Raw genomic sequence first — 22,743 nt, forward strand, 5'->3', positions numbered from 1 at the left:
TGGCGCGGGAATGACGGTTTTGAGTTGTAAGGCAAAGGGAGCTACATCGATACTAAAACGATCATACACCAAGCTGCTGCGTCACCTGTACAAACTGGTCGACCTTGGCGCGCGCGGCGCCCGATTCGATGGCGGCGCGTGCTTTTTTCAGGCCATCCTCGATCGAAGATGCCACGCCGGCCGCGTACAGCGCCGTACCCGCATTGAGCGCCACGATGTCGTACGCCGCTCCCGGCTCGCCGTTGAGCGCTTCCATCATCTTGGTCTTCGACTCTTCCGCATTCGCCACCTTGAGATTGCGGCTGGCGATCATCTGCAGGCCGAAGTCTTCCGGATGAATCTCGTACTCGCGAATCTCGCCGTTGACCAGTTCACCGACCATGGTGGCCGCGCCGAGCGAGACTTCATCCATATTGTCGCGGCCATATACCACCACCGCGTGCTGGGCGCCCAAGCGCTGCAGCACGCGCACCTGGATGCCCACCAGATCCTGGTGAAACACGCCCATCAGGATATTCGGCGCGCCGGCCGGATTGGTCAGGGGACCCAGGATGTTGAAGATGGTGCGCACGCCCAGCTCGCGCCGCACCGGGGCCGCATGCTTCATGGCGGCGTGGTGGTTGGGAGCGAACATGAAGCCGATGCCCGTCTGCGCGATCGACTGCGCAATCTGCTCGGGCGACAGGTTGATGTTCGCGCCCAGCGACTCGATCACATCGGCGCTGCCGGATGATGACGACACGCTGCGGCCGCCGTGCTTGGCCACACGCGCGCCGGCGGCGGCCGCCACGAACATCGCCGTGGTCGAAATATTGAAAGTGTGGGCGCCGTCGCCACCGGTGCCGACGATGTCGAGCAGGTGGGTGGTGTCGGCCATTGGCACCTTGGTCGAAAATTCGCGCATCACTTGCGCGGCGGCGGCGATTTCGCCGATGGTTTCCTTCTTCACGCGCAAGCCGATGGTGAGCGCGGCGATCATGGTCGGCGACATTTCGCCCGACATGATCTGGCGGAACAGGTGCAGCATCTCGTCGTGGAAAATCTCGCGGTGTTCGATACAGCGCAGCAGTGCTTCTTGTGGGGTGATCGGCATGACAGCTCCTTGATCTGGGCAGGGCGTTACGAAGGCTTAGCGTTCGAGAAAATTCTTCAGCAAGGCATGGCCATGCTCGGACAGGATCGATTCGGGGTGAAACTGCACACCCTCGATATCGAACTCCCTGTGCCGCACGCCCATGATCTCGCCGTCGTCGGTCCATGCCGTCACTTCCAGGCAGGCCGGGAGCGACGCGCGCTCGATCGCCAGCGAGTGGTAGCGGATGACCGTAAACGGACTCGGAAGATTCTTGAACACGCCCACGCCGGTGTGCGCGATCAGTGAAGTTTTGCCATGCATGACCTGCTTGGCGCGAATGACCTTGCCGCCGAACGCTGCGCCGATGGCCTGGTGGCCGAGGCACACGCCGAGGATCGGCAGCTTGCCCTTGAATTGCTCCAGGATGGAGACCGAGATCCCGGCTTCGGCCGGGGTCTTGGGACCGGGCGAGATGCAGATGCGGTCCGGCTGCATCGCGCTGATCTCGTCGATCGTGATTTCGTCGTTGCGCACGGTACGCACTTCCTCGCCCAACTCACCGAAATACTGCACCAGGTTGTAGGTGAACGAGTCGTAGTTATCGATCATCAGCAGCATCTCAGAGCTCCCCATCCAGGCCGTCTTGCACTTGTTCGGCTGCGCGCAGGACAGCGCGCGCCTTGTTTTCGGTTTCCTGCCATTCCATTTCGGGGATCGAATCGGCCACGATGCCGGCGGCGGCCTGCACGTACAGCATGCCGTCCTTGATCACGCCGGTGCGGATCGCGATCGCCACGTCCATCTCGCCGCCAAAACTCAGGTAGCCGCAGGCGCCGCCGTAGATGCCGCGCTTGGTCGGTTCGAGTTCGTCGATCACTTCCATGGCGCGCACTTTCGGCGCGCCGGTCAAGGTGCCGGCCGGGAAGGTCGCGCGCAGCACGTCCAGGTTGGACATGCCGCTCTTCAAAGTGCCTTCGACGTTGGAGACGATGTGCTGCACATGCGAGTACTTTTCGACGACCATGCGTTCGGTGACCTTGACGCTGCCCGTTTCGGAAATGCGGCCCAGGTCATTGCGCGCCAGGTCGATCAGCATGACGTGTTCGGCGATCTCTTTCGGGTCGGCCAGCAATTCCTTCGACAGTTCGGCGTCGCGTTCCGGGGTGGCGCCGCGCGGACGGGTGCCGGCGATCGGGCGCAGGGTCACTTTCCTGGTGCCGTCGGAGGCGGTTTCGTTGCGCACCAAAATCTCCGGCGAGGCGCCGACGATCTGCATGTCGCCGAAGTTATAGAAGTACATGTACGGCGACGGATTCAAGGAGCGCAGCGCGCGGTACAGGGTCAGCGGATTGTCCACGTAAGGCTTGCGGATGCGCTGGCCGATCTGTACCTGCATCAGGTCCCCGGCCATCACGTATTCGTGGGCGCGGGCGACGGCCTTGAGGTAATCCTCCTTGCTGAAGTCGCGCACCGCTTCGGTACGCACCGAGCTCGATGTGACCGGCGCGTCGACCCCGCGGCGCAGCATCATGCGCAGGTCTTTCAGGCGCTGGCGCGCCTTGGAATACGCTTCCGGCTGCGACGTGTCGGCGTACACGATCAGATACAGCTTGCCTGACAGGTTATCGATGACCGCCAGTTCCTCGGTCACCATCAGCTGGATGTCGGGCAGGCCCAGGTCGTCCTTCGGCTGGGTGTCGGCCAGCTTGCGCTCGATGTGGCGCACCGTGTCGTAGCCGAAGTAGCCGGCCAGGCCGCCGCAAAAGCGCGGCAGGCCCGGACGCAGCGCGACCTTGAAGCGCGCCTGGTACTGTTCGATGAAGTCGAGCGGATTGCCGTCGTGGGTTTCGATCACCTTGCCGTTCTTGACGATCTCGGTGCGCGTGCCGAACGTGCGCAGCACCGTCGTCGCGGGCAGGCCGATGAAGGAATAGCGTCCGAAACGCTCGCCGCCAACCACCGATTCGAGCAGGAAGGTGTTCTTGCCAGCGTTCTGGGTCTGGGCCAGCTTGAGGTAGAGCGTGAGGGGCGTTTCGAGATCGGCGAAGGCTTCCGCGATCAATGGAATGCGGTTGAAGCCTTCGATGGCCAGCGATTTGAATTCGAGTTCGGTCATGCTTTTCTCCATGCCGCCATGGCGTGTTCGCGGGCGGTGGGGTTCAAAAAACCTGCCGGCGCACGGAAGCAGCCGACAGCAATCAATACGGGGTTACTTAGCCCAGGATTGCCAGCGTCGCCAAAGCCAGGCCTCAATCGAGCCGGTTTGGGTTACATTGTGTTTTTTGATGAAAAACATGTGGTGGAGGTTCAGTTTGCGTCGTTGTTATGCGAACGAATCAGGTTTGCTGCTTCTAACAGCGAGCTAACTATACCATCGGAATCGGTTTCGTGTATAGCCCGCCCGTGGTTGTAACCATACGGTACCGTCAACACAAAGCAGCCGGCCGCGCGAGCCGCCTCGGCGTCGTTGGACGAGTCGCCGATGGCCACCACCTGCGCCGGCGCCAGGTCGAAGTCGGCGCACACCTGCAGCATCGGCATCGGGTCCGGTTTTTTGCGTGGCAGCGAATCGCCGCCGTACACGATCTCGAAATACGGCGCCAGGCCCTTTTGCGCCAGCAGCGGCGTGGCGAAGGCGATCGGCTTGTTGGTCACGCAGGCCAAGCGCAGGCCCTGCGCTTTCATCGCTTCCAGGCCGTCGATCACGCCGTCATACAGCGCGCTATGGTCGCCGTTGATGGCCAGGTAGTGACCTTGGTAGAAGGCCATGGCTTCATCGAAGCGCTGCTCGATACTGGCGGCGTCGAGCTCCAGCGCGAGCACGCTGCGGATCAGGTTTTCCGAGCCTTTGCCGATCATCAGCGCGATCTGCTCGCGCGTGATCGGCGCGTAGCCGAACTGTCCGCGCATGGCGTTGATGGCGACGTGGAAGTCGGGCAGGGTGTCGAGCATGGTGCCATCGAGGTCGATGATCACCGCGCGGATCGGGGTGTGGCTGGCGTTGGTAGAGTTGATAAACATGGAAGGAAGTCGGTAGATGGCGCGGCGCACCAGTTGATCCGGGATTGGCGGCCTGTTCGTGCGCAGCCCGGGTGGCACCATCGCCGCGCCGCCTGGATCATGTCAGGCGGCGAGGAGATGCGCTTACTTGGCTGGTGCTGCCTCGGTCTCAGGCTCTGATGTTTCGGACGCATCCGGTGCGTCTGCCTGGCCGGTTTGGCCTGGGGCCTTGTTGGTGCGGACGATCATCGTGAGCGTCGATCCGCCGGCTTTTTCGCAATCGGGTGCCGCACCGGTCCACTTGATCGACTCGCCGCGCACGACAGGGCGTACGAGGCGCCATGGGAGCAAGCCAAAGCGTTGCGAACCGGCATAGTGAATGATGGCGTCGCCACCTTCCGCTTTGGCGCGTTCGGACAATTCCCCGACCAGCTCGGAGACGCCGCCGTACGTTTTCTTGGCCACTTTGACTTTCCGGATCACCTTGTATGGAAACTCGGCTGGCGGCACGCCGGCGAAAAAGCAGAAGTCGTTCGGGTCGGATTTTGGCGCCACGTCTTCCGCTGCGGAGGCGGTGTTCAGAAAGGCAAGCGACAGGATGCAGCAGAGCGAGATTTTATTCATGTTGAAGTGATACTTTCGTCAAGATTTCGTGCAAATAGACAAGTTTATAAATACAGGCAGCGAGTATGATCTGAAATCGGCAATTCATCAATTGGCATGTGTTCTTGGCCTGTCCGACGTTGCGAAACCGCCAATTTGGCCGGAAAACTGCGCATTCGCGCCGGTGCTCACGGGCTGAAGAACTTTCCGCTCTCCGCCAATGGCGTCAATGCGCGCGCGATGTGAAAACAGTTCCGATCAAGGGACCGCTACGGTCGCCGATCCATGAGAGCTCTGCAATTGCATGGTCGGGCGCCACCTCCATGACGACTGGGCGCCAGTCGCCGGAATACAGCCGCATACCGACAGATACACCCCGAATGTTGGTGGCGTGTCGACAAAAGATGCGCTTGTGTTGGCGGACTGCCGTTTGACAACCGACATGATGGCGAACAGCGAAGCCCACCGATACTTGCAGCATGATTTACTGGTTTGACCTATGATGTCGCCCGCATTCATTCGGCCAGGTACGCTGGAAACGTGTCGGCAAGCCGGTGCGACTTGTGAATCGCCTGCCTGATGCTGTTCTGCTCCCGTTCATCGAGCCTGCGTCTTCCCAGATCGTAGCTCTCGCTGCCGGGGTTCATATATCCATTAAAGAGCCCGAATAACTCATCATCAATTTCTTCGACGATGAGTTCCATATGTGATTCCCAAGCGGTGCCGACTATGTAGATAAGTCCGTCGATCGCTGCGGTTCCGCACCAATGCACTTCATCCCAGACCAGCGAAAACGTAGGCGGGGTAATGTATCCATGGCCAATCCGGGCAAGGCTCCAGTTGTTCACGCCGTCATCAAGTTGACGAAGCGTGGGCAGAAGCGGCACGCATGACAAAATATCGAGGTCATGCCGATACAGGTGCGAAGAGCCAGGCAGATGATCCCCCTCGACGGCGACTTTAATAATTCGGGCCCCGACCAGATAGCTCTGCGCGATTTCCGAGGGTTGCTCGCTCCAGCCATTCAGTTCGCTGATCGGAGGCTTCCACAGAAGCGTTTTTACATCACCCGCGCGCAGGCAGGTAATGGGCGTGAACCCGGCCGACATGCGCGCTCCAACGCGCGGCAGGATTGCCGCCATGCTGATCGTGCGGGCGCCATAATCGATCCGGGGATCCCTGAACCAAATGTCGGGGCAGTGGATTGCCATTGGTGAAAGCGATAGCGTCAAAGTAGTTCTCCTGCGTAGAGCGATCTCGTGATGGCCGGCGGCGAATCAGGAAACATCGCTATTAATCGCTAGGGTAAATGTTCAGCACCTATGAAGGGCTATCAGGAATCAGTAAATCTTGCTTAAAAAACGTGCAAAAACGCCGTTATTTGCTCAATTTTTCAGCAAAATTCAGACTTTTTCCCTACCTTTCGTAGAGGCTGAACAGTTACTCGCTAGGATTGACGCGGATAGGTTTCCATGATGTGGATCAGTTCCGCAGCCGCCTTGGCCCCGTCCAGAACCGTCATAGCACATTGCCTTCGCAGGGCGCTCACGAGCGCGATCCGTGCGCCGTCCTGGGCAAGAGAGATCAATTCAGGCGATGAAATGACATACCCGCCAAGCACCACAGGATGTCCCTCCTCCGATATCGGCGCGCGTTCGATGGTGCTGATCGCCGACGCTGCAATTCCGTACGCAATCAGTGCTTCGCCAGCCTTGCCTTGTACCCGCCAGCGCACGGCAGGGCTGCGTTTCAGAAGCAAATCCATCGGGAGTATCTGCGCCAGTGCCCGGAAAAGGCCGTCGAGGCCCGATACGTCGACGATCAAATCGCAGTCGTCGGGCAGTGCGCGCACGTGCGTTTCGATCTCGTTCGCGTCGTTTCGATGCGCACAAGGAGCAAGGCGAAGGCGCAGGGGAACTTCGTCGTACATGGTCACGGGAGGCTGCAAGCCGAGGTAGCCGCGGATGCTCTCGAGCTGTGCCTCGGCGACTCCGGCGCAGCGCTCGGGAGGAAAACAGTCGAATACAGCACGGAGCATGGCGTGCGCCGCAGTGTCCTGATCGGGACTCCACAGCGAAAAATGTCGCGGCTGAACGTCGGGTGACGCGAACGTGCCGCCAAGGCACATGCCATCGAAGCCGGATTCGCTCCACCGGTCATCCCATCCTGCCAGCATGGCCGAGCAACCATCGTGGATGGCCGCCATGCCACGCGCGTCCACCGGGAGCGTGAAAACCAGGCCCGGGAGAAGTCCTGTGGGATCGGCTTCGAATGTCGCCGCGCCGGTAACGTCGCCCTCGACCCGGATAGTGCCGCCCCGATGGAACGACGGCGCAAATCCGAGGCGAAGGTCGAAATACGGCATGGCGCCGCTTTACGCGCGGCCCTCTGGACCAACCTTGGCCAGCTCCACGCGCATGGCGTCGATGACGGCCTTGTAGTCCGGCTGGCCGAAGATGGCCGAACCGGCCACGAAGGTATCCGCGCCGGCTGCGGCGGCAGCGGCGATGTTATCGATCTTGATGCCGCCATCGACTTCAAGCAGGATGTCGCGGCCCGACTCGTCGATCATGCGGCGCGCCAGCGCGATTTTCTTCAGCGCTTCCGGAATGAAGGATTGGCCGCCGAAGCCCGGATTGACCGACATAATGAGGATCATGTCGATCTTGTCCATCACGTGGTCGAGGAAGTGCAGCGGGGTGCCCGGATTGAATACCAGGCCGGCCTTGCAGCCGTTATCGCGAATCAGCTGGAGCGAGCGGTCGATATGCTCGGACGCTTCCGGGTGAAAGGTGATGATGTTCGCGCCAGCCTTGGCAAAATCCGGAATCAGGCGGTCGACGGGCTTGACCATCAGGTGCACGTCGATCGGCACCTGCACGTGCGGGCGGATCGCCTGGCACACCAGCGGGCCGATGGTCAGGTTGGGAACATAATGGTTGTCCATCACGTCGAAGTGGATGATGTCGGCGCCCGAGGCAACGACATTGCGCACTTCCTCGCCCAGGCGGGCGAAATCGGCGGACAAGATGCTGGGAGCGATGCGGAATGTGGTCATGGCGGCTGGCAAGGAGCTTGCGGTAAATGAAGATGCGCTATTTTACGCTGTCCCACGGAGCGCCCTTGCGGCGGGGCCGATTTTGCGGTGCAATGTATGATGCCCCGCCGGGCCTTTGTCGGACCGGTGCCTGAAAATTCACTCGGGCAACTTTTACAGTCTCAATCAAGGAAATCCAGATGGCCGCTTACGAATTTACTGTCACTGTCAGGACCCAGTACCTGCCGGAGCAGTCCGATCCGAGCCGAAGCAATTACGTGTTCACCTATTCGATCACGATCAAAAACACCGGCACCGTCGGCGCGCAGCTCATTTCGCGGCACTGGGTGATCACCGATGCGAACAACCACGTCGACGAAGTGCGCGGCCTGGGCGTGGTCGGTCACCAGCCGCTCTTGCAGCCGGGCGAACAGTTCGAATACACCAGCGGCACCCAGCTGGCCACCCCGCAAGGCTCGATGACCGGCGAATACTTCTGCGTGGCCGAAGACGGCCATCAGTTCGAGACCAAGATTCCCGAATTCGTGCTGTCGCTGCCGCGCACCCTGCACTGAACTGCGCGATCAGTGGGCGGTGTCGTCGGGCAGTTCCTTTTTCTTTTCCGGCGCGTTCAGTTCCTGACCGTTATTGGTCGGCTTCGGTCCCGAATACATCGTCCACCACACGATAAACACCAGCAGGAACAGCGCCACGCCTGCTTCAAGTATTAATGCCCACATATTGACTCCCATGTCTTCAACACGCAGCAGTTTACTCGTTTCGGCCGGCGCCGTCGCGCTGGCCCTCGCGGCATGCACCACGCCTGAACCCAGGCCGGTGCCGCCGCCGGTCGTCATGCCGCCGCCGGTGATGCAGATACCGCCGCCGGTGGCGCCACCGGCCAAGGCCGAAGCGGCGCCGTTGATGACGCCATCGACCTTCGGCGCGCTGCCCGGCTGGGAGCGCGACGACCTGCGCCAGGCATGGCCGGCCTTCACGACATCCTGCGCTGTCCTGATGCGCAAGCCAGAATGGAAAACCGCGTGCGGCGCCGCGCGCACGGTCGATGCAAACGACGGCGCGGCCATCCGCGCTTATTTCGAAGCGTACTTCGTTCCAAACCAGGTGCGCGCGGCGGATGGTGCCGACACGGGCCTGATCACCGGCTACTACGAGCCCTTGCTGCGCGGCGCGCGCAAGCGCGGCGGCGCCTTCCAGACGCCCCTGTACCGGGTGCCGGACGACCTGCTGACGATCGACCTGGCCAGCGTCTACCCGGAGCTCAAGGGCAAGCGCCTGCGCGGGCGGCTGGTGGGCAAGAAGGTGATCCCGTATGACAGCCGCGCTGACATCGAACGCGCCGGCCTCGCCGGCAAGGAGCTGCTGTGGGTGGACGACCCGGTCGAAGCCTTCTTTCTGGAGGTGCAGGGTTCGGGGCGGGTCAAGCTGGCCGACAGCGGCGAGACCGTGCGCGTGGCCTACGCCGACCAGAACGGCCACCCGTACAAGGCGATCGGGCGCTGGCTGATCGAGCAGGGCGAACTGACATCGGCGGAAGCGACCGCGCAGGGCATCAAGGCGTGGATTGCGACGCATCCCGAGCGGCGCCAGGAACTGTTCAACGCCAACCCGAGCTTCATTTTCTTCCGCGAAGAGCGCCTGCCCGATCCGTCGGTCGGGCCAAAGGGCGCGCTGGGCGTGGCATTGACGCCGGCGCGTTCGGTGGCCATCGACCCCACGTATTTACCGCTCGGCGCGCCGATTTACCTGGCCACCACCGAAGCGGGCAGCGAGGTGCCGATGCAGCGCCTGGTGATGGGGCAGGATACCGGCGGCGCCATTCGCGGCGCGGTGCGGGCGGACTTCTTCTTCGGCTTTGGCTACGAGGCGATGGAAAATGCGGGCCGCATGAAGCAGCGCGGCCAGCTCTGGGTGCTGCTGCCCAATCCCTGATGCGGCCGCGGATTCGCTACAATCGCACATTACTCCACGCTTTCTGAAAGAGGATTCCATGAATTATGCAGACCTGCTGATCGAGACCCACGGCAAAGTAGCCGTGATTCGCCTGAACCGTCCCAAGGCGCTCAACGCCCTGAACGACAACATGATGGACGAACTGGGCGACGCGCTGTACAAGTTCGACGCCGACAGCAGCATCGGCTGCATCATCCTGACCGGCAGCGAAAAAGCCTTTGCGGCCGGCGCCGACATCGCGGCGATGGTCGATTACGATTACGGCGACACCTACGGCGGCAACTACATCGGCCGCAACTGGGAACACATCCTCAACGTGCGCAAACCCGTCATCGGCGTGGTGCAGGGCTTCTGTCTGGGCGGCGGCTGCGAACTGGCCATGATGTGCGATTTCCTGATCGCGGCGGACACCGCCAAGTTCGGCCAGCCCGAAATCAAGGTCGGCGTCACCCCGGGCGCCGGCGGCACGCAGCGCCTGCCGCGCACCATCGGCAAGGCCAAGGCCATGGACATGCTGCTCACGGCGCGCATGATCGATGCCGCCGAAGCGGAGCGCACCGGCCTGGTATCGCGCGTGGTCGCGGCCGACAAGGTGATGGAAGAAGCGCTGGCCGCGGCCACCACGATCGCCTCGATGTCGGTATCGGTGGCGATGGCGATCAAGGACAGCGTCAACCGCGCGTTCGAGACCACCCTGACCGAAGGCGTGCGCTACGAGCGCCGCTACTTCCACGCGGCGTTCGGCACGCCGGCGCAGAAGGAAGGCATGCAGGCGTTCCTGGCCAAGCGCCCGGCCAACTTCGACGGCCTGTAAATCAGTCTTTGGCGCGCCAGGTGCCGTGAAAGCCGAACGGTATCCGGTGCGGCAGGCATACCGTCGCCACGGGGCCGGCCGCCACGTCGGCGGCGTCGATGACCAGCAGGTCGCTGCGGCCTTCCTGTGCGCGCCACGCGACCGCCAGCAGCCAGCCGTCGCCTTCGGGCGACTGCGCCGAGCGCGCGACGAATACCGGTTCGGAGATGACATCGCCAGCCGGCAGTGTATATAGCTGGCGCATGCCCGACGCAAAGTCGAAGCAGGCCAGCGAGTCGTACAGCACACTCTCCGATCCGCTCCTGATACGCTGCTCGCTGTGGCAGCAGTAAAAACCGACACGGTTGCGGCGCCCGGTATAGCGCTCGTCGATGCGCGGGAATTCCGCCGCCAGGTCGTCGAGGATGGTGCGCTCGAAGCCGTCGCCATCGCTCTCCAGGTCAAACGTCCATCTGCACAGGCACGCCGCCATGCCGGCTTGGTCGCCCCGGCTGCCATCGGCGTTGGGCATGCCCGGCGCGCTGGCCGACTCCATCACGTAAGCCACGATGCGGCCGCCATCGTCCCAGGCGTTCATCACGTGGAATACGTGGCAGGCATCGCTCGCGAACCAGCGCAGTGTGTCCATCGGCTGCCCGCGCACGCCGATGCCGATGTAGCTGCGCTTGTCCGCTTCCCACGCAAACAGGGGCAGTCCTTTCATGGCGCGTTCCACGCTGATGGTCAGCGGCGTGACCGGAAACAGCACGTGGCGTTCGGTCAGCATGAAGTCGTGCATCATGCTTGCGTATGGCGCGCGGAAAGTATCGAGCGTGGTCACCTCGCAGTGCGCATCGAGTACGCCGTACAGCATGTTGGGTTCACCGGGGCTGTCGGGCAGCCAGGCGAAAAAATGCAGCTCCCCGGTCGCCGGATCGGCCTTGGGATGCGCGGTGAAGCGCTTGTTGACGGCACCGCCGAAATCCTGGTGCCCCTTTGATACCAGCGTGTGTGGATCGATTTCGAACGGCTGGTGCGACTCTTCCAGCGCAAACAGACGCCCGCCGTGCCACACCATGCTGGTATTGGCGGTGCCGCTGTTTTTTCCGTGGACCGACGGGTCGCTGGTGGCCGGGTTGCCGAAGGTGCCGAACAGGGCGTGGCCGGCGTCGTGTTCGAGCTGCCATTTCGGCGTGCGCGCCCAGCGGTTGGCATAGGCCACCTTGCCGTCCTCGATGAAGAAGGCGTGCACCATGCCGTCGCCGGAAAACCAGTGATAGCGGTCGTCGCGCGGCGCGAAGCGGGGATTAGGTCCGACCCGGTACAGCGCACCGCGCAGTTGCGGCGGCAGCGCGCCCCGGACCGGCAGCGTGTCGATGTCGCGTTCGCTGTCCAGGGAAGCGTAGTTCCCGGTAAAAAAATGGCCCGGCATGGTGTTCCTTGGTGAGTTCAGAGACTTTGCATGGCTGCGCGAACGTAAGCGATCAGTGGCGCATCGATGCCGGAGGCGATGCGCAGTTCGGGTTCCTGCTCGAAGGCGTGGCGCAGCTTGGCCTGGAGTGCGGGATTTCCCGCCGCCTTGGACAGCGACAGCGCCTGCCACTGGCGCGCCAGCGCTTGCACGTCTGCGCTGGCGGGCGGCGTGCCTTGGGTCAGCTGATCGCGCAGGGCGCAGATGAGGATGGGCCAGGCGTCGGTTTGCTTGATGTAGTGCTGGCGCAGCAGGGCCATCTCGGCTTCGCTGCAGTAGTTGGCATAGATGGCCAGGCGCCGGTGCGCCATGGCCTGCGAGATGAACTGCATCGCCGCGCGATCGACACCATTGAGCATATGCAGGGTGGGCTCGTTCCAGTTCATGGCGTAGAGCTTCATCAGCATGGCCTCGTCGCCGCCCACCTCGTCGAGCAGGGCGGCGATCCAGCATTGCGCAAGCGCACCCGCCTCAGGGCTGTCGGGTTTCAGGCCCCGCTCCATCAGATCGCGCAAGGTGGAGGTCAGGTGCGTGTTGTCGCCGCTGCGTTGCTGGCGCCGCGTTTTCAGGGTGTGCAGTTCGGCGTCGGTGAAATAGCGCGCGCTGGCGGCCATGCGTTCGAGGGCGGCCAGCCAGTTGTCCATCGATGGTTCATGGTGCTCGGCGAGCTGCGACTGCAAGTCGCGCAGATGGCCGTGCAGGGCCGATGCCTGGGCGATCTGGCGTTCGAGCGACGCGATCTGCTGCTCCACCACTTGCGGCAGGCTGGCGCCGCCATCGGCCAGCATGGCCTGGATCTGGGTGAGCGACAGGTCGAGGCGGCGCAGCGCCTGGATGCGGTAAAGACGGGCGACATCCCCGCTGTCGTACAAGCGGTAGCCCTTGTCCGAGCGGACCGATGGTGTAAGCAGGGCGATATCGTCGTAATGGCGCAAGGCGCGCACGCTCAAGCCGCTGCGTTTCGCCAGTTGTCCTATTTTCAATAGCATGCCGGTTCCTCCATTTATCAAATGGTAAACCGTCACGTAATGAGAGGGTCAAGCGCTCGCGGATAAAAATACTTGCAAAACCGGGGACAGCCCCCGGTTTTGCAATGCAGACCGTTTAGGTTGGTCCGTTGATGCTCATGCGCTGGGTATGCGTCCAGCGGTGGTCCGACGCCGATACGGCGGAGTTGTAGGTGCGGTAGGTCTGGCCTTCACCCGGCCATGGGTCCATGATGTAGACGTAGTTGGTGCCGTTGTACGTCTCGTAGCCGCGTCCCACCAGAATGTGGCCGCCGCCGTTGCTCCAGCCGTAGCGGATCACGAACGGGCGGTTGGCGTTGATGTCGTACACCACGCTGTTCCATGACGAGGCCACGTTATACGCGCCGTTCGAAACGCCCCACGCGTTAAGGATGCCTTGCACGCTGCCGTTGGAGCCGTACATATTGTTCGGCTGGTTGGCGTAGCTGTTCCAGTTGAAGTAGGTGTTCCCGCAGGCGTAGTTCAAGCCGAACGCCCAGTTCACGATCTGGCACTGGCTCGGTGTCTTCTTGTAGTAGTTCAGCACCGCCTTGCTCGACGCGGACCAGCACCACTGGCTGTGTTCCTGGGTAGTGAGCGGAACGCTGAGCGTGCGCCATTGCGCCATGGCCGCTGGCAGCGCCAGTAAAAGCGAAGCACCGATGACGAGCTTTTTGATGTTTGTGTTCATGTTATCTCCTGATTCGTTCTAAGGATGGTGTAGCCGATGCCGGGCTTACTTGGAGGCGTCCATGGTTTGCTTGACCGCGCTGCGCAGCGGCTGCAGGATATCTGTCTCGTCCATCAGCGCCTCGCTGGCCTTGCCTTCCTTGACGGAACGCTGCTGCATCAGTAGCGATTCGCGTGCCGAATGCAATGGGGCGTAGCGCGTGCGGCCATCTTCGCGGCCAACCACTTCGAGCAGATCCGCGCGCGCCTGGTAGATGCGCACGAAGCGCACATTGGTGCGCTCGGCGTCGCCGTAGTAGCCCATCGATGCATCCACATCCTTCGCCAGTACGGCGGCACCGTAGGCGACTGTTTCGTAGTTACCGTTATTGAGTTCCACCGTCGCCATGCCGATCGGGCGCTGGTTCAGCAGGATGACGAAGCGCCACTGGCCGGTGGCCTTGGCCATCTGCTTCATGCTGCCGCGCCCTGCCAGCAGTTCGTTCGGATCGATCGTGTAGACCGGGAAGCCGTAGCCGACTTTCGCGTCTTTCAGATCCTGCATGTCGTTGATTTCAAGCGGGAAGTCGACCGGCGTGCCGGTGGTGCCGCGCACCTGCATCTGGTGGGTCACGAACTGGGCGAAGTCGCGCTGGGCCGCCGCTTGCGCCGCCGCCGCGGCGCGCTTTGGCACCGCTTTGAAGGTGCTGACTCCATCCGACTGGGCCATTGCCGGCGCGCCCGCCAGGGCCAGGCTGGCGCCGCACAGCAGGGCGGCGAGCATGGTGCGGGTTGAGAGCATTTTTGTTTGCATTATTGACTTCTCCTCACATAGATTGATACAAAAACCCCGCCTGTCCAAACGGGGTGAGTGCTGCTACAGCAATGGCATGCACGCATGCCGGACACCGGTGTCAACGCACGTCGTCAGTGCGTTGGAAAATCGAGGGAACGGTGCATCAAGTCGCCGATCATGTCGGCGGTGACGGCCGACAGGGTCCAGCCCAGATGCCCGTGGCCCGTGTTGTAGAAGACGCAGGGCGATTTGCCGCGGCCGACCTTGGGCAGCATGGTCGGCATCATCGGCCGCAAGCCGGCCCACGGAATCACGCTGCGGGTATTCACGCTCGGGAAGCATTCATGCACCCAGTCGATGAGCGGGCGAATCCGGTCGTCGCGGATGTCGCGGTTAAAGCCGTTGAATTCGGCCGTGCCGGCCACGCGGAAGCGATCCATCCCCAGGCGGCTGGTCACCAGTTTGGTGGCGTCGTCGAGCAGGCTGACGGTGGGCGCGGCCCGCTGGCTGGCGGCGTCAAGCAGGTTGACCGTGATCGAGTAGCCTTTCACCGGGTAGATGTTGACCCGGTCGCCCAGGCTCGCGGCCAGGGCGCGGCTGGCGGTGCCGGCGCAGACGACGACGGCGTCGTAGGTCTCGGTCTGGGTGCGCTCGCCGTCGTCCAGGGTGACCTGGGCGTGACGGCCATCGGTGCGCACGGCGCCGATGCGCATGCCGTAGCGGCAGTCCACGCCGTTGCGGCGGGCGGCAGCGGCCAGACCCGTGGTGAACTTGTGGATGTCGCCGGTGGCGTCGCTGTCGGTGAAAAAGCCGCCGTAATAGTCGCCCGCCAGGGTCGGTTCGATGCCGCGCATTTCGCTTGGGGTCACGGCGCGGCGCGCCAGGCCGCCAGCGGCCAGCATCTTGCTGACCGTGGCGGCGTGCTCGAAGCCGGCCTTGTCGCGGTAGATGTGCAGGATGCCTTCGCGCTTGACGTCGAAGTCGATCTTCTCCGCCTCGGCCCACGCAAACAGGTGCTCGCGTGCGGCGATCGCCAGGCGCGCCGTCTCCACGGTATTCCTGCGGTAGTGGGGAATGGCGGCGGCAAATTCGGCGAACCACGACAGCTTGTGCCAGCTCGGTTTGGGGTTGACCAGTAGCGGGGCGTCGCGCCGGAACATCCACTTCAGGCCCTTGAGCATGGTGGAGCGGTGGTTCCACACTTCCGCATTGGAGGCCGACAGCTGGCCGCCGTTGGCAAACGAGGTTTCCATCGCCGCGTAGCGATGTTGTTCCAGCAGGGTGGTGGCAAAGCCACGTTTCGCCAGGGCGTAAGCGGTCGTGACGCCGGTGATGCCGCCGCCAATTACTGCAATGGTTTTCATGTGCCGTCCGGATTCCAGAAACGTCAGATAGGGAGTCCGCGCGCTGCTGCGCGTCGGATACCCCCTCTGTGCTGGACCTGAGAGATTCGCCGGCAACGCGCGATGCGTGGACGGTTTGCTCCTTCGGTGCACCGGATGACGAATTCCGGTGGCTCTTCAGAGTTCAAATGGGTTATCGGTCCTTGGGCCTGAGAGATTCCGGGGCGGTTGCTCCTTCGGCGCCGCCGGCATACAAGACCAGCTTGTAACCGACAGACTCTCCCGATAACGCCTTAGCATTGCGCTAAATATGCCATAAGCATATGTATGCAGAATACATCAGGAAATGACGCAAATACAACCATTTTTAGTGATAGGTGTTGTTTCCTCGACAATACCGACAGAGCGCTCGGTCTACGATTTGCCGCAAACCTGGCCCCATTCCAGGGAAAAACGCGCCAGGAATTTCTTCAGGCGGTCGGCGTCGTTGGGTTTGCTCTTGGCGTTGCGCGAGACGGCAAACAGCTTGCGTCCGGCATCGGACAAGGTGGTCGACTGGCGGCATACCTTGACCACGGCGGCCAGTTGGATGGCATCGAACAGGTCGAGGCCGGCGGCTGCTTCGTCACCCATCAGTTCCGCCAGGTCGACCTCGGCCGCGCTTGGGGCGCGCGTGTAGTGCTGCCACAGTTTTTGCAGGCGGGCCACTTCGGCGCCGACGATGCTGTCGGAAATGCCGCCGGCCTCGGCCAGCGTGGCCATCCTGGTCACCGAGGCCGACAGGTCGCGGAAGTTGCCGGCCCAGACGGCCTCGGGCGACATCGCGAAGCGCATGTAGCGTTCGCGCGCTTCCTTGTTGAAACGCACCATCTGGCCGTATTCCTGGCTGAACTGGTTCAACTGGTAGACCAGGTTGGGCTCGATGTCTTCGGGCCGGTCGACCAGGCCGGGCAGGGCGTAAGTCCATAAATTGATGCGGGCGTACAAGTCTTCGCGGAAGCGCCCGGCCACCACCTCGCTGGCGAGATCGCGGTTGGTGCCGGCGATCAGCTGGAAGTCGCTCTGCACTTCGCTGTCGCTGCCGACCGGATGAAAGCGCTTTTCCTCGATGGCTTTGAGCAGCATCGCCTGTTCATCCGGACCGAGTTCGCCGATTTCGTCGAGGAACAGCAAGCCCTTGTGGGCACTGCGCAGCAAGCCCGGGCGGTCGGCGGCGGCGCCCGTGAAGGAACCTTTGACGTGGCCGAACAGGGTCGAGGCGGCGCCATCGCCGTGCAGGGTGGCGCAGTTGAGCTCGACGAATTTGCCGTCGAGCTGGTGGCGCGTCTTCTTCAATTCGTAGATGCGGCGCGCCAGGAAGGACTTGCCGGCGCCGGTCGGGCCCATCAGCAGCATGGGCGCGCGCGACTTGATGGCGACCCTCTCGATCTCATCGATCATGGTGTTGAAGCTGGTGTTGCGGGTGGCGATGCCGGATTTCAGGAAGGCCACGCCTTCGGCTTGCTCGCGCGAAAAGCGCTGGGCGATCTGGTCGTAGCGCGACAGGTCGAGGTCGATCAGCGCGTAGCTGCCCGGTTCGGTGGTCGACTGGCGCCGCGGCGGCGAGCTTTGCAGCAGGCGGCCGGGGAAGAAGCGCGCTTCGGTCATCAGGAACATGCAGATCTGCACGACGTGGGTGCCGGTGGTGATGTGGATCCAGTAATCCTCGTTATCCGGGTCGAAGGGGTAGGTCTTGGCGAAGTCGAACAGGGCGCCGTAGACCTCGCCGAAATCCCAAGCGTCGCTGATCGCAATGTGGTGCGGGACGACCGTGGTTTCGGGCGAGACGGCGGCGATGTCGGCCGTGACCGCGTCGACCAGCGGGCCGAATTTGCCGCTGAAGAGCATCTCGAAGCGGTCGACCGCGTATTCCTCGTGCTGGGTAATGGCGATGCTGGGGCGCCACTTTTCCCAGCGCGCCGCGCCTTTGCCACTGTCGAGCTGGGTGCCGACGAAACCGATGACTACGATGCGTTTTTGTTTCATATGAGTATAAAAATTTATCTTGTCGGATAAAATATCACGGACTTGCCAGCTTGTCTATTTCTCGCCGTTCTGGCTTGAGGAATTGATAATCTTTTTTAAATCAACGACTTAAGTTGTTGTGGTCGAGCTGGCCGCAGACCTGGCACAGCATTTGCAATAGAGGAGATACAAACGAGATAAGTGAGGAAGTAAAAATGGCAAACGCACAGTTGTTCCAGACCTTGAAGGGAATTTTTGTCCCTCGTGCCGACGGTCTTAATTCGGCAGGCGCTCCGGCTTACACCATGACGCCGCGGCACCAGCTGGCGCAGTATGCGGCCACCGGATGCCTGAATTCGACGTACTACGTCAATGCGCAATCGCAGTTGGCAACGGTGCTGGAACTGTGCGAAAAGGTCGATACCAGATTCATCGCGCAAACGGCGATCTACTGCCGCGAACGTGGTTATATGAAGGACATGCCGGCGCTGCTGACGGCCGTGCTGGCCGCCAAGGGCGCGCCGGAACTGACGCCGGTATTTCGCCGGGTCGTCAATAACGGCAAGATGCTGCGCAATGTGGTGCAGATCATCCGCTCCGGCGCGGCGGGCCGTAAATCGCTGGGCACCCGCCCGAAAAAGCTGGTGCAGCAATGGTTGAACCGCGCTTCGGAAAAGGAGCTGCTGTCGGCGTCGATCGGGAATATGCCTTCCCTGGGCGATGTGGTGAAGATGGTGCACCCGAAGCCATCGCAAGCCTGGCGTGAAGCCTTTTTCGCCTGGTTGATCGGCAAGCCGTTTGATGCGCTGGCGCTGCCGGATGCGCTCAAGGCGTTCGAGGCGTATAAGGCAGATCAGTCGCAGCCGGTGCCGGAAGTGCCGTTTCAGATGCTGACATCGCTGACATTGTCGGCGCAGGCATGGGCGCAGATTGCGCGCCAGGGCGGCTGGCACATGGTGCGCATGAATCTGAATACGTTCGGACGCAACGGTGTATATGAGCTGCCGGGCATGATCGAAGTTATCGCAGACAAGCTGCGCGATCCGGAAGCGATTGCCAGGGCAGGTGTGTTTCCTTATCAGTTGATGTCCGCGTATATGGCGGCGTCAAGCGATGTGCCGCGGCCCATCAAGGATGCCTTGCAGGATGCGCTGGAACTGTCGCTGTCCAATGTGCCCGAGGTTGAAGGCAAGGTGGTGATTTGCCCGGATGTGTCGGGATCGATGCAGTCGCCGGTGTCGGGTTACCGTGGAACGGCCACATCGACGGTGCGCTGTATCGACGTGGCCGGATTGATTGCCGCGGCCATGCTGCGCAAAAATCCCGATGCGCTGGTACTGCCGTTCGAGAATTATGTGCGGGTGTGCGACCTGAATGCCCGCGATACGGTCATGACCAATGCACGGAAACTGGCGGCGATCGGCGGTGGCGGTACCAATTGCAGCGCGCCGCTGGCACAGATGAACAAGCAGAAGGTGATGGCGGATTTGGTGGTGTACGTGTCCGACAACGAATCGTGGATCGACCAGCGTGCCGGGGCCACGGCGACGATGGCGCAGTGGGCGCTGTTCAAGGAGCGCAATCCGGCGGCGCGGCTGGTGTGCATCGACTGCACGCCGAACAGTACCAGCCAGGCGGCGGAGCGCAGCGATGTATTGAATGTGGGCGGTTTTTCGGACGACGTATTCAAGATCATCGCCGCATTTTCGGCCGGCCAGCTGGGTGCGGGGCACTGGGTGGGCGAGATCGAATCGATCGCGCTGGAGTAAGGAACGTTGAAGTACCGGTTTTGAGTGCAGCGCGAATGCTGATTGCGAATACATTTTCCCATGTTCCGTTCGCATCGACTCTTTGTCGCACTGTGCTCAATCGTTTTACCCCGAATGCAGGCAGGACTACATCCACGGTTGCCAGGGCTTCGCGTCCGACAACTGACACGTCTTGCCGCTCCTTGTCGGGACTTTGTTGTACAGGTTTTGAGTGCAGTGCGAATGCTTGATGCGAATACATCCTCTAAAATTTACTTCGCATCGATTTTTTTGTCGCATTGCGCTCAATCGTTTTACCCCGAATGCGGGCAGGACTACATCGATGTTGTGCTTTGGCTTGACGCCGGCAACAAGTGTCCTGCCGATCTTGTCGGGAATGGTTTCAGGGCGAATGCAGTCCGGATTACATTGCGTTCCCGGTTCGACTCCGGGCGGTTGCGCGAGCGGCTGTAGCTCAATTGGTAGAGCAGATGTCCGGGCGATGTTGTCGCCACCCTTGTTTCGATGAATGCGGATGAAATTACATGGTAGAGCGCTGAAGCGTGCTTCGGCAAATCCGGTTCGACTCCGGTCGGCCTTGTGCCTGGCTCATTATTTCATCACCCTTGTCATCACCTTTTATACTGAGAAAAATTATGAAAAACGAAAATTACGATGTCCTGAACGTGGAAGATGGCCGCCATGTCAAAATGTGGACCAAAGGCGTTCCGGTGGAGGACGTGGCCAAGAAGCAGCTGGCCAATACCGCCAAGATGCCCTTCATTTACAAGCATATCGCGGTCATGCCGGACGTCCACCTGGGTAAGGGTTCGACCATCGGCAGCGTGATCCCGACCCTGGGTGCGGTGATTCCGGCGGCGGTGGGCGTGGATATCGGTTGCGGCATGATGGCGGCCAAGACCACCCTGACGGCAAACGACCTGCCGGATAACCTGTCCGCGCTGCGTAGCGCCATCGAGCGTGCGATCCCGCATGGTATGTCGCCGAAAACGCGCGGCTTCCGTGGCCGCGATGAAGGTTCGTGGAATACGCCGCCTGCGGCTGTCGACGTGGCCTGGGGCCAGTTGAAGGATGAATTCGACGCCATTTGCCTGAAAACGCCGAAGCTGAAAACCACGAATAACTATCGTCACCTCGGTACCTTGGGTAGCGGTAACCACTTCGTTGAGGTGTGCCTGGACGAGGTGGGTTTTGTGTGGTTCATGCTGCATTCGGGTTCGCGCGGCGTGGGGAATGCCATCGGCACCCACTTCATCGAACTGGCCAAGAAGGATATGCGCACGCACTTCATCAACCTGCCCGATCAGGATCTAGCCTACCTGGCGGAAGGTACGCAGCACTATAACGATTACATCCAGGCAGTCAGCTGGGCGCAGAAATTTGCGCGCACCAATCGCGATGTGATGATGCAGAACCTGATCACGGCGGTGCGTACCGTGATCACCAAGCCGTTCGAGACGCACGTGGAAGCGGTGAACTGCCACCATAATTATGTGGAGAAGGAGCATCACTTCGGTAAGGATGTGCTGATTACCCGTAAGGGCGCCGTGTCGGCCCGTCCGGGCGAGCTGGGAATTATCCCGGGGTCGATGGGAGCGAAGAGTTTCATCGTGCGCGGAAAAGGGAATCCGGACAGCTTCAACAGCTGCAGCCACGGTGCCGGCCGCACCATGAGCCGTACCGAAGCGAAGCGCCGCTACACGCTCGATGACCAGATCAAGGCCACCGAGGGCGTGGAGTGCCGCAAGGATGAAAATGTGATTGACGAGATTCCGATGGCGTACAAGGATATCGACGCGGTCATGCACGCCCAGCGCGATCTGGTGGAGGTGGTCCATATCCTCAAGCAGGTGGTGTGCGTCAAAGGTTGATGCCGCTGTTGTTTGCTATATATAAGAAGAAGAGTTGAAAATGATTGAATTAGATGGCGCCGTCGGCGAAGGCGGCGGGCAAATTCTGCGTAGCGCGCTGACCTTGTCCATGATTACCGGCCAGGCGTTTTGCATCAAAAATATCCGGGCAGGGCGCAAGAAGCCCGGGCTGCTGCGCCAGCATCTGGTGGCGGTGCAGGCAGCGACGCAGATCAGTGATGCCACGGTCACCGGGGCGCAACTGGGTTCGCAGACCTTGGTTTTTGCGCCGAAGGCGATCAAGGGCGGCGATTACCAGTTCGCGATCGGTTCGGCGGGCAGCTGCACCTTGGTGCTGCAAACGGTGATGCTGGCATTGCTGCATGCGGACGGGCCGTCGACGGTGCGCGTCAGCGGCGGCACCCATAATCCGATGGCGCCGCCGGCGCAGTTCCTCCAGCGCGCCTATATTCCGTTGCTGCGCAAGATGGGTGCCGATATCGATATCGAGCTGCTGCGCTCCGGGTTTTACCCGGCCGGCGGCGGCTGCGTCGTGGCGACGATCGCTCCCTGCCCACAATTGCGGCAGTTGACGCTGATGGAGCGCGGTGCCCGCGTTGAGGGATATGCCGAAGGGATCGTGGCAGGCTTGCCCGCGTCGATTGCGCTGCGCGAACTGGAATGCGTCGGCCTGGGGATGAACTGGACCGGCGATCAACTGCGCATGCGTGGATTGCCGGGCGAGCAGGGGCCGGGGAATGCCTTGCTCATTACCCTGGAATACGAGCACGCGACCGAGGTGTTTTGCGCTTTTGGCGAAAAAATGGTCCGGGCCGAGACCGTCGCCAAGGATGCCATGCATGAAGCGCGCCGCTATATCGCCTCCCAGGCGGCGGTCGGCGAACACCTGGCGGACCAGCTGATGCTGCCCATGGCGCTGGCCGGCGGGGGCAGTTTTACCGCAGACGTGATCTCGCAGCATGCCATCACCAATGCGGAGGTCATCGGCCGTTTTCTGCCGGTTGCCATCACCTTGGAAGAGGGCGAGCAGCGCAGTACCTGTACCGTTCGTGCGACGGCATGAAAAGAGTCCTTGTCAGTTTGCCGCAGGCTTTGCTATAGTACGCCTCCCCGATGAAAGAGTTAACGAAATCAAGTAGTTAGCAGGCATTTGGGGGGGCCTCGAAAGAGACGCGGTAGTAAAGAAGGGGTTGACGAGAAACGCGAAACGTTGCATAATCTCACCTCTCTGCTGCAACGAACACAACGCTTCGTAGCAAACGGCAGAAGTAGTACAGAATAAGTTCTTTAACAATTAACAGTCGATAAGTGTGGGCGTTTGATGAAGGTGC

General features: G+C 61.5%; 21 protein-coding genes and 2 riboswitches. Of the genes, 6 read left to right on the forward strand and 15 right to left on the reverse strand.

Annotation, left to right across the window (positions count from 1 at the left end; genetic code table 11):
- Nucleotides 1–61: 61 nt before the first annotated feature.
- The 8 genes from trpD to rpe all read right to left on the reverse strand — a co-directional run bounded on the left by trpD (nucleotide 62) and on the right by rpe (nucleotide 7,736).
- Complete coding sequence (gene trpD, locus IV454_RS12185; protein WP_054266127.1) at nucleotides 62–1,093, reverse strand: anthranilate phosphoribosyltransferase; 1,032 nt, start codon at nucleotides 1,091–1,093, stop codon at nucleotides 62–64.
- 36 nt (nucleotides 1,094–1,129) lie between these two features.
- The gene (locus tag IV454_RS12190) at nucleotides 1,130–1,693 is read right to left on the reverse strand and encodes an anthranilate synthase component II (RefSeq protein ID WP_054266128.1); all 564 of its coding nucleotides are present in this window, start codon (nucleotides 1,691–1,693) and stop codon (nucleotides 1,130–1,132) included.
- Nucleotide 1,694: 1 nt separating this feature from the next.
- Nucleotides 1,695–3,191, reverse strand: coding sequence for an anthranilate synthase component I (gene trpE / locus IV454_RS12195; protein ID WP_206091666.1), 1,497 nt, complete (start codon nucleotides 3,189–3,191; stop codon nucleotides 1,695–1,697).
- A 191-nt stretch (nucleotides 3,192–3,382) separates the two neighbouring features.
- A complete protein-coding gene (locus IV454_RS12200) occupies nucleotides 3,383–4,096 on the reverse strand; it encodes a phosphoglycolate phosphatase (RefSeq protein WP_206091667.1) in 714 nt (237 codons plus the stop codon).
- A 123-nt stretch (nucleotides 4,097–4,219) separates the two neighbouring features.
- Nucleotides 4,220–4,699, reverse strand: a complete 480-nt coding sequence (locus IV454_RS12205; RefSeq protein ID WP_206091668.1) for a hypothetical protein — start codon at nucleotides 4,697–4,699, stop codon at nucleotides 4,220–4,222.
- Between the two features lie 494 nt (nucleotides 4,700–5,193).
- Nucleotides 5,194–5,910 carry a hypothetical protein gene (locus IV454_RS12210; RefSeq protein ID WP_206091669.1) on the reverse strand — a complete coding sequence of 239 codons (717 nt, stop codon included), beginning with the start codon at nucleotides 5,908–5,910 and terminating at the stop codon, nucleotides 5,194–5,196.
- 215 nt (nucleotides 5,911–6,125) lie between these two features.
- Complete coding sequence (locus IV454_RS12215) at nucleotides 6,126–7,043, reverse strand: hypothetical protein (RefSeq protein WP_206091670.1); 918 nt, start codon at nucleotides 7,041–7,043, stop codon at nucleotides 6,126–6,128.
- A gap of 9 nt (nucleotides 7,044–7,052) precedes the next feature.
- Nucleotides 7,053–7,736 (reverse strand): ribulose-phosphate 3-epimerase, encoded by a 684-nt coding sequence (gene rpe, locus IV454_RS12220; RefSeq protein ID WP_054266133.1) that lies wholly within the window; start codon nucleotides 7,734–7,736, stop codon nucleotides 7,053–7,055.
- Nucleotides 7,737–7,915: 179 nt separating this feature from the next.
- Here rpe and apaG point away from each other — a divergent pair, with 179 nt between their 5' ends.
- On the forward strand, nucleotides 7,916–8,290 hold the full coding sequence (gene apaG / locus IV454_RS12225) for a Co2+/Mg2+ efflux facilitator ApaG/CorD (RefSeq protein ID WP_206091671.1): 375 nt from the start codon (nucleotides 7,916–7,918) through the stop codon (nucleotides 8,288–8,290).
- Between the two features lie 9 nt (nucleotides 8,291–8,299).
- Here apaG and IV454_RS12230 read toward each other — a convergent pair whose 3' ends face one another.
- Nucleotides 8,300–8,455, reverse strand: a complete 156-nt coding sequence (locus IV454_RS12230) for a hypothetical protein (RefSeq protein ID WP_181002728.1) — start codon at nucleotides 8,453–8,455, stop codon at nucleotides 8,300–8,302.
- A 10-nt stretch (nucleotides 8,456–8,465) separates the two neighbouring features.
- On the opposite strand from IV454_RS12230, the gene mltA reads away from it, so the two are divergent.
- A complete protein-coding gene (gene mltA, locus IV454_RS12235; protein WP_206091672.1) occupies nucleotides 8,466–9,668 on the forward strand; it encodes a murein transglycosylase A in 1,203 nt (400 codons plus the stop codon).
- 58 nt (nucleotides 9,669–9,726) lie between these two features.
- On the forward strand, nucleotides 9,727–10,503 hold the full coding sequence (locus IV454_RS12240) for an enoyl-CoA hydratase (RefSeq protein WP_054266136.1): 777 nt from the start codon (nucleotides 9,727–9,729) through the stop codon (nucleotides 10,501–10,503).
- A 1-nt stretch (nucleotide 10,504) separates the two neighbouring features.
- On the opposite strand, the gene IV454_RS12245 is transcribed toward IV454_RS12240, so the two are convergent.
- From IV454_RS12245 to rtcR, 6 genes are all read right to left on the reverse strand, one after another.
- Nucleotides 10,505–11,914, reverse strand: coding sequence for a carotenoid oxygenase family protein (locus IV454_RS12245; RefSeq protein ID WP_206091673.1), 1,410 nt, complete (start codon nucleotides 11,912–11,914; stop codon nucleotides 10,505–10,507).
- 17 nt (nucleotides 11,915–11,931) lie between these two features.
- Entirely contained in the window at nucleotides 11,932–12,942 is a 1,011-nt protein-coding gene (locus IV454_RS12250) for a MerR family transcriptional regulator (protein WP_206091674.1), read from the reverse strand.
- Between the two features lie 115 nt (nucleotides 12,943–13,057).
- Nucleotides 13,058–13,651, reverse strand: coding sequence for a C39 family peptidase (locus tag IV454_RS12255; RefSeq protein WP_206091675.1), 594 nt, complete (start codon nucleotides 13,649–13,651; stop codon nucleotides 13,058–13,060).
- Between the two features lie 45 nt (nucleotides 13,652–13,696).
- Nucleotides 13,697–14,443, reverse strand: a complete 747-nt coding sequence (locus tag IV454_RS12260; RefSeq protein WP_229522203.1) for a hypothetical protein — start codon at nucleotides 14,441–14,443, stop codon at nucleotides 13,697–13,699.
- Nucleotides 14,444–14,556: 113 nt separating this feature from the next.
- The gene (locus IV454_RS12265; protein ID WP_206091676.1) at nucleotides 14,557–15,789 is read right to left on the reverse strand and encodes a D-amino acid dehydrogenase; all 1,233 of its coding nucleotides are present in this window, start codon (nucleotides 15,787–15,789) and stop codon (nucleotides 14,557–14,559) included.
- A gap of 56 nt (nucleotides 15,790–15,845) precedes the next feature.
- Nucleotides 15,846–15,955: riboswitch (glycine riboswitch) on the reverse strand.
- Nucleotides 15,956–16,063: riboswitch (glycine riboswitch) on the reverse strand.
- 119 nt (nucleotides 16,064–16,182) lie between these two features.
- The gene (gene rtcR, locus IV454_RS12270; RefSeq protein WP_206091677.1) at nucleotides 16,183–17,793 is read right to left on the reverse strand and encodes an RNA repair transcriptional activator RtcR; all 1,611 of its coding nucleotides are present in this window, start codon (nucleotides 17,791–17,793) and stop codon (nucleotides 16,183–16,185) included.
- 194 nt (nucleotides 17,794–17,987) lie between these two features.
- On the opposite strand from rtcR, the gene IV454_RS12275 reads away from it, so the two are divergent.
- The 3 genes from IV454_RS12275 (at nucleotide 17,988) to rtcA (ending at nucleotide 22,475) form a co-directional block, all read left to right on the forward strand.
- Nucleotides 17,988–19,541: a vWA domain-containing protein gene (locus IV454_RS12275; RefSeq protein WP_206091678.1), complete on the forward strand. Its 1,554-nt coding sequence runs from the start codon at nucleotides 17,988–17,990 to the stop codon at nucleotides 19,539–19,541.
- 635 nt (nucleotides 19,542–20,176) lie between these two features.
- Nucleotides 20,177–21,412, forward strand: a complete 1,236-nt coding sequence (locus tag IV454_RS12280; RefSeq protein ID WP_206091679.1) for an RtcB family protein — start codon at nucleotides 20,177–20,179, stop codon at nucleotides 21,410–21,412.
- Between the two features lie 40 nt (nucleotides 21,413–21,452).
- Nucleotides 21,453–22,475 carry an RNA 3'-terminal phosphate cyclase gene (gene rtcA, locus IV454_RS12285; protein ID WP_206091680.1) on the forward strand — a complete coding sequence of 341 codons (1,023 nt, stop codon included), beginning with the start codon at nucleotides 21,453–21,455 and terminating at the stop codon, nucleotides 22,473–22,475.
- Nucleotides 22,476–22,743 lie beyond the last annotated feature (268 nt).

The organism is Massilia antarctica (assembly GCF_015689335.1).
GTDB classification, from domain to species: domain Bacteria; phylum Pseudomonadota; class Gammaproteobacteria; order Burkholderiales; family Burkholderiaceae_D; genus Telluria_A; species Telluria_A antarctica.